At 52.4% G+C, this 13,004-nt stretch carries 14 protein-coding genes and 1 pseudogene; 6 read left to right on the forward strand and 9 right to left on the reverse strand.

Annotation, left to right across the window (positions count from 1 at the left end):
* The first annotated feature begins 82 nt into the window (after positions 1–82).
* Positions 83–418 carry a hypothetical protein gene (locus ACP5H1_RS06230; RefSeq protein WP_427973044.1) on the forward strand — a complete coding sequence of 112 codons (336 nt, stop codon included), beginning with the start codon at positions 83–85 and terminating at the stop codon, positions 416–418.
* On the opposite strand, the gene ACP5H1_RS06235 is transcribed toward ACP5H1_RS06230, so the two are convergent.
* Positions 415–645, reverse strand: coding sequence for a MoaD/ThiS family protein (locus ACP5H1_RS06235; protein WP_427973047.1), 231 nt, complete (start codon positions 643–645; stop codon positions 415–417). The two genes, ACP5H1_RS06230 and ACP5H1_RS06235, sit on opposite strands and share 4 nt — an antisense overlap.
* Before the next feature lie 99 nt (positions 646–744).
* Here ACP5H1_RS06235 and ACP5H1_RS06240 point away from each other — a divergent pair, with 99 nt between their 5' ends.
* Positions 745–1,449, forward strand: coding sequence for a creatininase family protein (locus ACP5H1_RS06240; protein WP_427973049.1), 705 nt, complete (start codon positions 745–747; stop codon positions 1,447–1,449).
* A gap of 491 nt (positions 1,450–1,940) precedes the next feature.
* Here ACP5H1_RS06240 and ACP5H1_RS06245 read toward each other — a convergent pair whose 3' ends face one another.
* The 4 genes from ACP5H1_RS06245 to dhaK all read right to left on the reverse strand — a co-directional run bounded on the left by ACP5H1_RS06245 (position 1,941) and on the right by dhaK (position 4,736).
* Complete coding sequence (locus ACP5H1_RS06245; protein WP_427973052.1) at positions 1,941–2,561, reverse strand: 2,3-bisphosphoglycerate-dependent phosphoglycerate mutase; 621 nt, start codon at positions 2,559–2,561, stop codon at positions 1,941–1,943.
* Positions 2,562–2,625: 64 nt separating this feature from the next.
* Positions 2,626–3,024 carry a dihydroxyacetone kinase phosphoryl donor subunit DhaM gene (dhaM, locus tag ACP5H1_RS06250; RefSeq protein WP_427973055.1) on the reverse strand — a complete coding sequence of 133 codons (399 nt, stop codon included), beginning with the start codon at positions 3,022–3,024 and terminating at the stop codon, positions 2,626–2,628.
* 2 nt (positions 3,025–3,026) lie between these two features.
* The gene (gene dhaL, locus ACP5H1_RS06255) at positions 3,027–3,695 is read right to left on the reverse strand and encodes a dihydroxyacetone kinase subunit DhaL (RefSeq protein ID WP_427973057.1); all 669 of its coding nucleotides are present in this window, start codon (positions 3,693–3,695) and stop codon (positions 3,027–3,029) included.
* A 36-nt stretch (positions 3,696–3,731) separates the two neighbouring features.
* Positions 3,732–4,736, reverse strand: coding sequence for a dihydroxyacetone kinase subunit DhaK (gene dhaK / locus ACP5H1_RS06260; protein WP_427973076.1), 1,005 nt, complete (start codon positions 4,734–4,736; stop codon positions 3,732–3,734).
* A 316-nt stretch (positions 4,737–5,052) separates the two neighbouring features.
* On the opposite strand from dhaK, the gene ACP5H1_RS06265 reads away from it, so the two are divergent.
* Positions 5,053–5,325: an HPr family phosphocarrier protein gene (locus ACP5H1_RS06265; RefSeq protein ID WP_427973060.1), complete on the forward strand. Its 273-nt coding sequence runs from the start codon at positions 5,053–5,055 to the stop codon at positions 5,323–5,325.
* 2 nt (positions 5,326–5,327) lie between these two features.
* The gene (gene ptsP, locus ACP5H1_RS06270; protein WP_427973062.1) at positions 5,328–6,989 is read left to right on the forward strand and encodes a phosphoenolpyruvate--protein phosphotransferase; all 1,662 of its coding nucleotides are present in this window, start codon (positions 5,328–5,330) and stop codon (positions 6,987–6,989) included.
* 149 nt (positions 6,990–7,138) lie between these two features.
* Here ptsP and ACP5H1_RS06275 read toward each other — a convergent pair whose 3' ends face one another.
* The 3 genes from ACP5H1_RS06275 to glpK all read right to left on the reverse strand — a co-directional run bounded on the left by ACP5H1_RS06275 (position 7,139) and on the right by glpK (position 10,532).
* Positions 7,139–7,603, reverse strand: coding sequence for a CoxG family protein (locus tag ACP5H1_RS06275; RefSeq protein ID WP_427973065.1), 465 nt, complete (start codon positions 7,601–7,603; stop codon positions 7,139–7,141).
* Complete coding sequence (locus tag ACP5H1_RS06280; RefSeq protein WP_427973067.1) at positions 7,604–8,914, reverse strand: FAD-dependent oxidoreductase; 1,311 nt, start codon at positions 8,912–8,914, stop codon at positions 7,604–7,606.
* A gap of 115 nt (positions 8,915–9,029) precedes the next feature.
* On the reverse strand, positions 9,030–10,532 hold the full coding sequence (glpK, locus tag ACP5H1_RS06285; protein WP_427973069.1) for a glycerol kinase GlpK: 1,503 nt from the start codon (positions 10,530–10,532) through the stop codon (positions 9,030–9,032).
* Between the two features lie 197 nt (positions 10,533–10,729).
* On the opposite strand from glpK, the gene ACP5H1_RS06290 reads away from it, so the two are divergent.
* Both ACP5H1_RS06290 and ACP5H1_RS06295 read left to right on the forward strand, forming a co-directional pair.
* On the forward strand, positions 10,730–11,488 hold the full coding sequence (locus tag ACP5H1_RS06290; protein WP_427973070.1) for an MIP/aquaporin family protein: 759 nt from the start codon (positions 10,730–10,732) through the stop codon (positions 11,486–11,488).
* 663 nt (positions 11,489–12,151) lie between these two features.
* Positions 12,152–12,526, forward strand: a complete 375-nt coding sequence (locus tag ACP5H1_RS06295; protein WP_427973071.1) for a DUF973 family protein — start codon at positions 12,152–12,154, stop codon at positions 12,524–12,526.
* A gap of 50 nt (positions 12,527–12,576) precedes the next feature.
* On the opposite strand, the pseudogene ACP5H1_RS06300 reads toward ACP5H1_RS06295, so the two are convergent.
* Positions 12,577–13,004, reverse strand: a pseudogene (locus ACP5H1_RS06300) (APC family permease); the annotation flags it as partial.

The raw sequence follows: 13,004 nt of genomic DNA on the forward strand, positions 1-13,004 counted from the left end.
CCTTGAGCCTCATAGCCTGGGGATCACTCTTGTTAGCCCTGGCGGCCCTGGCCATATCCCTGTACAGGGCGGTGAGGTCCCGTTGGAGTGGTCGCTCTGCGCGAGCTCAACGGTGAGCGTGGCGATGAGGCTCGAGAGCATGGGCTACGGCCTCCACGGCCACGACGTTGAGGTCACGGCCTGCTACTGCTACGGTGACGGGGAGGCCAGGGACGACCTGGAGGCCATAGGGGCCGTCCTGGAGTCCGCGCTGAGCAGGGCCAACAGGAGGCCCCTCTGGGAGGTCACGGGGAGAGAGGGGACGCTGGAGGACCTTTTAGAGTACGTGGCCAGGTCCCTCTCGGCCTCAGGCATGAGGGGGAGGCTCTGCTACCTCAGGGCCAGGGTGCCCGGCAGGGAGGTTGAGCTCAGGCTCTAGCCGCCGCCTGTCTCGGGCAGCAGCACAACCGTGCTCCCTGGCCTGACCGGGGTGTCAGGCTCAGCCCCCTTGCCGTCCACCAGGAGCACGTAGTCGGACCTCCTCAGCTTCCTTATGACCGGGGCCACGTCCTCTACCTTGGCCTCGCCGTTGACCTCCACCTGAGCCTCGTTGGTGCCGGCCAGGTCGGCCAGGAAGCCCAGGTACTTGACCCTGACCTTGCCCACCCTCCCCTTCCCTTATAGCTGATGCCCAGGGGGCTCTAACGCTTTAGCACTTACTCACGGGGCCTCGCCGTAATATACCGTCCGGGCCCAGCCACGCCGGTGAGCGGCTTGCACAGGCTCGAGGAGCTGAGCTCGGCCCAGGCCAGGGAGCTCATGTCAAGGGGGGACGCCGTAGTGGTCATCCCTGTGGGCAGCGTCGAGCAGCACTGCGAGGGCCCCCTGGGCACGGACCTAATGATAGCCCAGGGCGTCGCGGAGGCGGCCTGCGAGAGGGTGAGCGGGCCCTGCGTCCTCGCTCCCCCCATAGCTTACGGCTTCTCCGCCGAGTGGTCCCTGGCCCCGGGCACGGTGTCCCTCTCGCTCCGGACCCTCCAGCTGCTGCTCAGGGACGTCATAACCTCGCTCGTGAGGTCAGGGGCAAGGAACGTGGTCATAGTGAACGGCCACTACGGCAACTCCCCGGCGGTTGAGGCTGCGCTCAGGGACATGATGCCCTCCCTGCCGCCCGAGGCCGCGGTGGTGCAGGTCAACTACTGGGAGGCCCTGGAGCTCGACGTGGGCCACGCGAGCGACGCCGAGGCCGAGGTAATGAAGGCCCTGGGCTACAGCGTTGACTTCGGCAGGTGCGAGTGCCTTCAGGGCTCGCCAAGGGGTACTAAGGTCTACGTGAGGCCAGGCGAGGGGCCCGCCACGCTTAGGTCCCCGGCCAGGGGGCTCACCAGGGACTTCATAGGCTCAGCCGTGGCGGAGGCCATAGAGGGCGCCCTGAGGGCAGCCAGGAGCTCAAGGAGGCCCCTGCCGTAGGCCCTTGGCCTTGTTGGCCACTGTGCGATAACGGCGGTCAGGCACGTCAGGGCCGCAGTTGTAGATGCCTATGACTGCTCTCATTTCTTCGCTTTTTCTATAGAAGCCCTGAGAAGAAGCTGTGGAGCTCGGTCAAGAAGATGGCCGCAACAGCCCAACATGCATAGACAGCACTAGGATAACCGTGGCTAGGAGACGGTTTGATGCTCCAGCAATTATCCTAGTCCTTTCACTGGTCTCCATTAGGCTAGTCTTGGGCCCACCTGGCCAGCCCCAGGCAGCTGGCACTGCTAACTCATAGATAGACCATGCCGGAGAGGTCGAGCTGGCCCTTTGACTGATCCTGCTGCGGGGTCCCCAAGTCTAAGGCGTGTTCTGTATGGATAGGGAAAACTCAGGCTTCCACTGTAAGTATAGGCCTTGCTTGACCGTAGAGTCCTTATGTTTACTTAGGATTGCGCGCTGAGTAACTATATGAATAACTACATTAGCTACCTTAAAACGCTCTTAGATCTTATCTTCAGCATATGGGCCTCTTGGTCCCAGTAGACATCATAAACTATGGGTTGGCCTGTTGGTATCTCCAGCTGAGGTACTTTATCCTCAGGTACGTCCTCAAGGTACATTATTATTGACCTTAAGCTGTTGCCGTGCGCTACCACTAAGACGTTCTTGCCGTTAATAAGGTCCAACAGTATAGTATTCTTGAAGAATGGCACCGTCCTCCTCTGAGTGTCCTCTAGGCTCTCCCCGTTGGGAGGCCTTGCTCTGAAGCTCCTCCTCCATAGCCTGACCTGCTCTTCTCCATATGTCTTGGCTATCTCATCCTTGTTTAGGCCCTGCAAGTCTCCGTAATGTCTTTCATTTAAGTGCTCGTCTTTAATTACTGGCACGCGATAGCCCATGGCTAGCATCACCAGCTCCAGGGTCTCAATAGCTCTCTCCAGCCTGCTCGTGTAGGCCACATCAAACCTATAACCCCTTAGAAGAAGCCCAGCCCTGATAGCCTCCTCCCTGCCCTTGTCAGTTAGCGGTACGTCAACCCAGCCAGTGAACCTGTTCTCCCTGTTCCACAGCGACTCCCCATGCCTTAACAGGCACAACGTAGGCACGCAGTTCGCCTCTACTCTAGTCATAATCAAAAAGGGAAGCCTTAAGCCCGTGACGTCGAGGAACTCACTTGAGCTTCTCGAGCTTCTTTGCTTCCTCTGCCGCCTTCTTAACCTCCATCAGCGGGCTTCCCACGCTCGCTGACACCGCAGCCGCGAAGGCTCCTTCTACAAGTGGGGCGTCAGCAATGACTACGTTGCCCTTTATATTATTGTCCAGTAGCCCTATGGCTGTTCTTGCGCTCAATATCGAGCTTCCGAAATCTCCAATAATAACGACACCATTATCATAGGCCCTCTCTATGGCGTCTCTGATCATTATGGGATCTGTTCCCAGCACGTTCGGGTCTTTGCTTGTGCCTCCGACGGCCTCTATCTTCACCTTACCTTTAACCATCTGTTCCACAAGTTCCTTCACGCTGTCTGCCAGCTTCCTGCTGTGGGAAACTATAACAATCCCTACCATTTTTACCCGCTCTTCTGATACTTTTCTACGAGGTAGTTATATATAGTGTCTATCAGCATGTAGCAGCTCGTCGCCCCTGGGTCCTGGTGGCCGGCGCTCCTCTCACCTAGGTAGCTTGCCCTTCCTTTCCTGGCAACTAGCGGCACCGTTGACTTCATACCATTCTCCGCGGCGTCCCTAGCATCCTTAAACAGTGTTATTAAATCGGTCACGTTCGAGCTCAGATTCCTCTTCATCTGTTCCACGGCAGGGTACAGCGTGTCCACCATAGTCTTGTCACCAGGTTTAGCGCCTCCTAGGTCCATTATTGCCTTAAGTGCGTCCTCGAACATCTTCACCAGCTTGTTAGCGTCTACTTCCTTAGCGCCGGCGGCGTCGTTACCCATAGTAAGGAACAGCGTTCCGTAGAGGGGTCCTGAGGCGCCTCCAACGGTTTCCATAACCACGGTCGCTACTGTCATTAATATAGTTCCAATGTCGGCGCTCTGAGGGTCTAAGCTCTTCAGCTTCTCGGCCACCTGTGTGAAGCCCCTACTCATGTTAATTCCATGGTCCGCGTCTCCTATGGCTGCGTCCAGGTCTGTCAGGTATTTTTCGTTGCTGACTATGACATCCTTATACTTTAAAATGATATTATAAAAATCACTAACAGTAATCTTCTCCACAGCCATCTGCTCCACCTCGCGTTGTGTGAGTCCGCTTCTCAGTTAGCTCACTACAGCCCCCGGCACCTTAATAGCTACGGTGTTGGCAGGGGCCATTAGTAACCTCTTCAGTTCATCATCTAACTTCAGTATCGCTATCCTGCCACCCTGCATCTCTAATGACGTCATGAACTCTCCCACCCAGCTGGTGTATATCTTTATTCCCAGCGACTCCAAGTACTTCCTGGCATCACGGTAGAATATGAACTTCTCCATGTAAGGGGTCCCGCCCGTCCCCTGCACCATTAAGGCGACCTCGTCCCCCTTGTTTAGCTTTAGGTCGTCTACTATCTTATCGATCATAATCTTAGCTAGCTGGGCCGAGGGCATCCACTTGGTTCTCTCAACGCCCTTCTCGCCATGAATTCCTATGCCTAACTCTATTTCATCCTCGCCAAGCTGGAACGTATACTCGCCAGCCGCGGGCACACTGCACGGGGTAAGGGCCACGCCGTAGTCCCTTCCGTTATCTATGACCTTCTGGGCTATCCTCTTAACTTCGCTGAGAGGTTGTCCCTCCTCCGCAGCGGCGCCAGCTATCTTATGGACAAATACTGTTATACTCGTTCCTCTCCTGTTGCTCTTCTCAGGTATAGCTACGTCATCATTTACTATGACTGAGTCTACCTTAATGCCATTAGCCTTGGCCAGGTTTATAGCAGCGTTAAAGTTCATCACGTCCCCAGTGTAGTTTTTAATTATAACCAGGACGCCCTGGTCAGTGGCCACCTCCTTTATGGCTGCAAGGATCTGTGGTATGGTAGGCGATGTGAACACCTGCCCCGCAACGGCTGCATCGAGCATGCCGTAGCCCACGTAGCCCGCGTGCGCCGGCTCGTGGCCACTGCCACCTCCAGATACCAGTGCTACCTTCCAATTGGGCTTCTTTGCAGTTCTGTAGACGTTATTCCACTGAGGGTCAAGCCTTACAATATCAGGGAAGGCCATAGTAAGGCCTTCTAGCATCTCTCTAACTTCCTCGCCAGGCTTATTTATGAGCTTCTTTATCATATTCTCACCCAATTAAGGTACATTTATCTGTCCATAGATATCTTGAGCTCCCTTAGGAGATTATAATATTTATATACTTATACGTATGTACAACTGAATACTTGACAACTTATATTATGTAAAATAATTTCAAAACTTATATGGTACCCAATGTATGATGTAGCTAAATAATATTAGAATCTAACAGCTCACTGGATCCATGATGTCTTCAGCTGGCTCTGGCTGGCTTGGGCAGTTAAATCTTAAGCAGCCAAATAAGGTTATAAAGACATGTTGCAAACTAAGAAATAATGCAGGGTAGGCGAAGGCTCCTATGTACCTTAAGGAGACCGTAGTCCTAGAGAATAAGGATGGGCTGCATGCCAGGCCAGCCGCCTTGTTGGTTCAGGAGGCTAGCAAGTACAAGTCTGAGATATATATAAGTAAGGACGGCATTAAGGCAAACGCCAAGAGCATAATAGAGGTCATGTCGCTCGGCGCTGAGCAGGGAAGCAAAATAGAGATCGAAGTAAACGGCGATGATGCTAAGGAGGCTATGGAGCACCTCCTTGACCTGATTAGGAACAAGAAGCTGGCCGAGGGATAAACATGAAGAAGCTGACTGGCGTGGCCGCCTCCCCAGGAATAGCAATAGGCAAGGCCCTTGTTTACTCCCAGAAGGTAACGATATCCAGAAAAAAGATCAATAAGGACGAAATAGATGCTGAGATCAGAAGGTTTGAGGAAGCACTGAAGAGGTCTATTGATGAGGAGCAGTTTATAGAGGATAAGGTCAAGAGAGAGCTTGGAGAAAAAGACGCAGAAATATTCCAGGCCCACATACTTATGTTGCAGGACCCCTCGTTTGTCAATAGCGTTAAGGAAAAGATAAGGAATGAACTACTATCGCCTGAGCAAGCGGTAGTGGAGACTGTTAATGAGCTTGTTGAGAAGTTTAACAGGATAAACAATGAGTACCTGAGGCAGAGGGCCATTGACGTTCAGGACATAGGCAGCAGAGTGCTGAGGAACCTCCTTGGCCTTGGCAACCTCGTTAAAATGCAGGAGGGGACCGTGGTGGTTGCCGAGACGCTTAACCCCTCAGATGTGGCCTCTATGGATATTGAAAAGGTCGTGGGCCTTGTAATAGAGGAGACCGGCAAAACTTCACATGTAGTCATATTATCAAAACAGTATAGGATACCGGCTGTCATAAACATACCCAACGTGACTGAGCACGTAACTACCGGGCAGACTGTAATTGTAGATGGAAACGAGGGCATTGTTATAGTTGACCCTGATCAGAACACCTTGAGCGAATACAGGGCTAAGGAGGACAGCTATAGGAAGGAGGTGGAGGAGCTTAACAAATACATCAATGTTGAGGCTGTTACTTTAGATGGCAGGAAAATAGTAGTCAGCGCAAACGTTGGCAACTTAAGTGACGTTGACTTAGCGCTAAAGTTCGGCGCCGATGGTATAGGTCTGCTCAGAACAGAATTCCTGTACCTTGACAGGGAATCCCCTCCAAGCGAGGAGGAGCAGTTCAAATTCTACAAGGAGGTAGTCCAAAAGATGGGCAACAGGCCAGTCATAATAAGGACTCTTGACATAGGGGGTGACAAGAAGCCTAGATACATAGACATACCAAATGAGATGAACCCCTTCTTAGGCTGGAGGGGCCTGAGGCTGGAGCTTGATTATGAGGATCTCTTCAGGGACCAGATAAGGGCTATACTTATGGCCAGCGCCTACGGCAACGTGAAGGTTATGTTCCCCATGGTGACTGACGTTAACGAGGTGATCAGGGCCAAGAAGATAATAAGCGAGGTCGAGGAGGAGCTCGATAAAAAGAACATAAAGTATGGCAAAGTTGATATAGGCATAATGGTTGAGGTGCCCTCGGCTGCCTTGATGGCAGACGTCCTAGCTGATGAGGTGGACTTCTTCAGTATCGGCACTAATGACCTCACTCAGTATACATTGGCGGTTGACAGGACTAACCAGAAGGTTTCAAAGCTCTATAACGACGCACATCCAGCAGTAATGAGACTCATTAAGATGACCATCGACTATGCTCATAAGAAGGGCAAGTGGGTTGGGATCTGCGGTGAGCTGGCTGGAAATAGCAAGGTTACAGATATACTGGTAGGACTTGGTGTTGACGAGCTAAGCATGATACCGTCATATATACCAGAAGTGAAGAAGAGAATAGTGTCTATTAAGTACAGCGAGAGCATTAAGAAGGCCGAAAAGTACATGCTGCTGTAGTTGCGTTGTTACAAGCCTAAGGTTCAGCGTGAGGATCTGCAAATAATCCTAAACAATCCTCTGAAAGAAACCGTTTCCTATTAGCCTCCTTATGCTGGGCTTCGAAAGAGCGCTTTCTACTTTAGTTTTAGTCAATAATGCTATTGAAGCTATGCCTTAATGGACTTCTGGACGCATGCTACTAGATCATTAATTATATCATCGGCCACCGACCTAATGAGCTTCTCTCCGAAAAGCTTGAGCAACAGCCCCGGAGTAAATGTGGCTTTCCAGCTTACCCTAGAGGAGTTGCCCAGGCCTTTGATCTGGAACTCTATTGTTATCTTAAGGGATGTGCCGGCGGCCCTTCCCTTGCCCTCAAGCTTGACATTATCCATAGACTTCTCTAAGAAGGTGAAGTCCATCTTAGCGTTCAGGTGCGATAGGTACTCTATATGCAGCGACTCAGTGGCAGCAGACACATCTATAAGAAAGCTTGCACTGAAGTTATCGTCGTCCTTGATGTCAAGTTTGTATAAGTTCGGTATGCATTTGGATACCTTGTTTATGTTTGTCAGATACTCGTAGACTGCCTTGGGCTCCGCGCCTACCTCGAACTCACCGCTAAAATCCATTCACATCACCTGCCCAAGGCCGTAGGCTAGCAGCATTGTTATAAAAGGCCTTATTCTCTCCTCGTCGATAGATCCTTTGAAGTCAAGGAGCCCCTTTATAAAACTGTAGCTTAGCCCTGTCACCTGGGAGAGGTATTCGGCGTTCTCCTTATCTATCCTGTCCACAAGCTTCGTGCTTCTGGTCTTTGACTCCTTCCTCACGTTTAGCTTGTCTGCCACATAGTCTCCCACCTTCTCGCCCATTAACCTTGCGGTAGTAAGCTTTCCGCCCATGACCGTTATAAGCCCCTTTAGCCCGTCACCCTCATGATCAAATAGCTTGAACGTTCTTGTGGCTGTTCTCCCCGTTACTTGACTGCTGCCCGCGCTCTCTTTGAGTAGAGGCCTTATGGAGTAGTAGGTCCTAAGCACTCCCACCTCCTTTACCTTGGGCACCATAACTGACCCCTCGTTCAGCAGCAGATCTATGTCATCCTGAGATACCGAGGCGTTATCAACGTCTTCTATTATGGAGGCCGTGGTTCCAACGATTGAGATGTTGTCGCTATATGGCACTATGATGTCGCCATCGCTTGGAGGACGCATCCTGTTGAGCACGTGTACGTTTAACCTCTCACCTAGGACTACCATGGCGCCTAGCGTTGGAAGCATCTCCATCTTAATGCCAGCCTTGGACAAGAGCTTGGTAGACCATGGCCCAGCCGCATTAACAATTAAGTCAGCGCGTATTTCCTCTATTCTATCCTTCACCTTATTATGTACCTTAACTCCTTCTACCCTGTTCCCCGCCTTGATGAAGTCCACCACCTCCCTAAAGGTGTAAAACGTGGCTCCATTAATGGCTGCTGTCAGCGCAGCTGAGAATATGAGGTCTATGGCATGCACTACTTTATCAGGAACCCAGACAGCGTCCTTAACCTCAGGGTTTATATTAGGTTCCATCTTCAGCACTTCTTCCCTAGAAATGTTCTTATACGGAATGCCATTTTCCTTAAGCCCCTTTATAAACTCCTCCTCAAAATCTAAGTCAGGCTTCTTTATAGCAACGAACAGCCCTCCTGTATCAACAACGGCGTGTGGGGCTATTGACGATATTATCTGATTCTCCTGGATGCACTCCTTAGCAGACTCAGGGTCGTTAGTGGCATACCTGGCCCCGCTGTGAAGCAGACCATGAAACCTGCCAGAGGTACCCGAGGCTAACATACCGCGCTCAACTAAAGCTACGTTAAGTCCTCTAAGGGTCAGATCAAGGGCCGTAAATACTCCTGTAGCGCCTCCACCTATAACAAGAACGTCATACTTTACCACACTAGGCCCCTAGCTAGACCCTTTTAATCGTACACTAATAAACTTTAGCTAATCTATCATAATAAAAAGGAAAATAAGCCGTTCCTAATATTCTAAGTAAAATTCTGAGTAGACGTTAGACCTTAGCCCATCCCAGGCTTCTCTTGACAGCTTCCTTCCACTTGGAGTAGAGTCTCTCAGCCTGGGACCTTTCCATCTGCGGTGTGAAGACTCTGTCCACTCTCCACTGTGATGCTATCTCGTTCGTATCCTTCCAGACGCCCGTGGCTAGGCCTGCCAGGTAAGCTGCTCCGAGGGCCGTGGTCTCCCTTATGACGGGCCTGACCACATTTATACCAAGTATATCCGCCTGGAACTGCATAAGGAAGTTATTCTTAACGGCGCCGCCATCAACGCGAAGCTCCTTCACCTTTATTCCAGAATCCTTCTCCATCTCATCCAACACGTCCTTAACGAGATACGCCTCAGCCTCCAGTACTGCCCTTGCTAAGTGAGCCTGCTTAGTTCCCCTGGTTATTCCTATTATAAGGCCTCTTGCATACTGATCCCAATAGGGCGCTCCAAGACCTACAAAGGCCGGCACAAAGTAGACGTCCTCGTTGGAGCTTATGGACGTCGCCAGCGGCTCTATCTCATCTGAAGTCTCGAAGAGCTTTAGTCCGTCCCTGAGCCACTGTACGGCCGCGCCTGTAATGAATATGCTTCCCTCAAGGGCGTACTCTACTCTATTCTTAGAGAGCCCCCAGGCTATAGTAGTCAGTAGGGTCTTTGATGAGTAGGGCGTGTTCCCAGTGTTCATCAACACGAAGTTGCCCGTCCCATAGGTGTTCTTAACCATGCCTGGGTTATAGCACGCCTGGCCGAACAGGGCAGCCTGTTGGTCTCCTGCATCCCCGGCTATTGGGATCTCCGCCCCTAGTACGTCTTTTGAAGAGTAGCCGTAGATGCTGCTTGACGGTACTGGCTCAGGTAATATCTCCTCAGGTATGTTAAGTATCTCCAGCAGCTCGCTGTCCCACTCCAGCTTATTTATATTGAAAATCATCGTCCTTGATGCATTGGAGTAATCTATGACGTGCGCCTTACCACCTGTCAGCTTCCATATCAAGTATGTGTCAATCGTTCCGAACAATATCTCGCCTTTCCTGGCCTTCTCCCTTGCGCCTGGGACGTTGTTGAGCAGCCACTCTATCTTAGTCCCCGAGAAGTATGCATCCGGTATGAGTCCAGTCTTAGACTTTATAGCGTCAAAGTACTCCCTCTTAAGTTCCTCGACCCTGTCAGCGGTTCTCCTGCACTGCCAGACTATTGCGTTATAGATGGGCTTTCCAGTGGCCTTGTCCCATAATATTGTAGTCTCTCTCTGATTAGTGACTCCTATAGCGGCTATCCTGTTGATGTCTACCTTGGAGTTCTCAAGGGCCGCTCTAATGGCCCTAAGTTGCGCATCCCATATCTCCTCAGGGTTATGCTCAACCCAGCCAGGCTTTGGGTAGTACTGAGGAAACTCATACTGACCTATGCCCAGTATGTTAGGGTTCCTGTCAAACACTATGGCCCTTGCACTAGTGGTTCCTTCGTCAAGACTTAGAACATACTGCTTATTTTCGTTATCCAAACCGTATACACCTCCTTTGATCCTGATGTGGATACTTCTTGTTGTCGATTATAAATGTTTAATCTGATCCTTTTATAACAAGCGATAGCAACATCCGATATATACTTATGTTAGGATTACATTTATATGCATGTTATCAGCTGTAAATATAAACATGTAGTAGGAAAAGTATACATGCATGTGTTTGGTGAATGGATATGATAACTGCGCTTGATAAATACGTGGCTGAGTTCATAGGCACCATGTTGTTGATTTTATTTGGCGACGGTGTAGTTGCTAACGTAGTACTTCCTAAGACCAAGGGAAACATGGGCTGGGGAGGAGGAGCTTGGATTACGATAACTGCCGGTTGGGCGTGGGCTGTAGCCGTTGGAGTCTATTCTGTACACTGGATAAGCGGAGGCTACATAAACCCCGCAGTCGCGATCGCCGGAGCTGCGCTAGGCACGCTTCCCTGGTCTGAGCTTCTGGGTTACATAATTGCGGAAATAGCGGGAGCGTTTGTAGGCGCCCTCCTGGTGTACGTTACATATCATGACCACTACAAGGAGTCCGTGAGGCAGGGCCAGGACCCTGTGCTCAGGCTAGCTACTTTCTCCACAGTGCCTAATATAAGGAATTACCCCAAGAACTTTATCACAGAGGTCATAGGCACTTTTGCCCTAGAGCTGGGAGTTTTAACAATGATATCCACCAGCTCACTCGGGCCTTACGCTAGCTTCTTCGGAGCTTTCCTGGTTGCGCTGCTAGTTTACGGAATAGGCCTCAGCCTCGGAGGGCCCACGGGCTACGCCATAAACCCTGCAAGGGACCTGGGGCCCAGAATAGCCCACGCCATACTGTTCCACAAGGAATCCTCGGACTGGCACTACGCATGGGTGCCGATATTTGGCCCAATAGTGGGAGCACTTCTAGCAGCCCTTGTCTATCACTCCTTCTTTGCAATGATACCTTAAACGTGTAAGTTTAACCTATAACTTTGTTTTTTCACGTCGGCGCGAGGGACCATACTTATCTTTTTTGCCGTGAACGCACATAAGAAGGTTTCTGTTAATGTGAAAAATTATTCGACCAGCTCTCCACTTCTATCCTCTCAGTGGCGACGGCCAGCGCGTCCCCTCCTCAGCGCCCTCAATGTATATGGACCTGGGCGCTCCGTCGAACTTAGAGGGGTTCACCCTGCACAGGTCCTCAACTGTTAAGCAATACCTGGCCTGATTCATCGAAGAGTCGTGCACTGGGACCTCGACCTAGTCGCCAGGCCTCACGTAAAGCCTGACCTCGTGATCCACTGCCCGCGGGGCCAAGGAGAGGGGATCAGCATATATACCTGGCCGAACCCATGTATATGAGTTGGCAGCTCATGAGCCAGGGCTACGCCAGGGCCGCCGCGGAGAAGCTGAAGGAGGGGTCCCTCTGGGCCTTCATATCCCTGCTGCTGGCAGCCCTAGGGGCGGGGATCCCCATCGTGGGCTTCCTCGTCACGGGCGTCGGGGCCTACCTCTTCCTGGCCAGGTCCGGGGAGCCTCGAGGCCTCCCTGAGGGACCTCCGCTCCTCAGGCCTCAGCCAGTACGACGGCTCCGGCTGGGTCAGGTACGTTCCATATGCCCTTGGGGCCGTGGCGCTCGGGGAGCTGATAATGGCTGTAGCAGCGCTGGCGCTTTTAGCGTCCATCCCAGGGCCCGGCGCCCTGATAGCGGTAATCGTTGTCAGGGAGCTGGGCTACGCCGTGGCGGCCCTCGGCTGGGTCAGCGTGCTCCTGGCCTCCGTGTTCCCCGGCCTTGAGGTATACGACGTCGGCAGCAGGCTCAGTGACGACCTCCTGAGGGTGGCCGGTATACTGATAATAGTCCCCTTCGCGGACGTGGTGGGCTGGATGATAGCCTTCGTGGAGGCGGACCCCCTTGCCCAGAGGCTCGGCGGGGGAGCCAGCGGCCCAGGTGGGCCGCGGCCCGCCAAGGGGCACGGGGGCCAGGCTAAGGCCTGGAGGTAAAATAAAAGGACCAACTAAAAAAGCCAGGCTAAGGCCTAGGAGGCTTTGGCTCAGGAGCCCCTTCCTCCCCCGTCGGCCTGCACAGGGGCCACGCCGAGCTCCCTTAGCACCGCGTCGAGGTCCCTGGTGAAGATGCCGCTGTAGACCGAGTAGAAGAACAGGGCCAGGGCCACAAGGGCGGCCACCACAGTGTCCCACGGGAACGGTATTATGGGCGACGTGAACGGGCCGTACTGGCCGAGCCATGAGAGTATGTAGGCGCCGAACAGCACTGCGAGCACCCAGTAGCCCGCGTTGGTGTGGGCCCTGCCCTCCTCGTTCATCTCCCCCTTGAGCCACTCCGTGAGCCCGACGGCCGCGCCCAGGTTTACCACTACGAAGCCAACCAGGGAGCCGACGGTCCTGGCGTCAACGGGCGCCGGGGCTGCTGACATGACGTTCCTCCACACCGAGGGGGAGAGGCCCTCCATCAGGAAGG

This window comes from Acidilobus sp. (assembly GCF_049973875.1).
GTDB lineage: Archaea > Thermoproteota > Thermoprotei_A > Sulfolobales > Acidilobaceae > Acidilobus.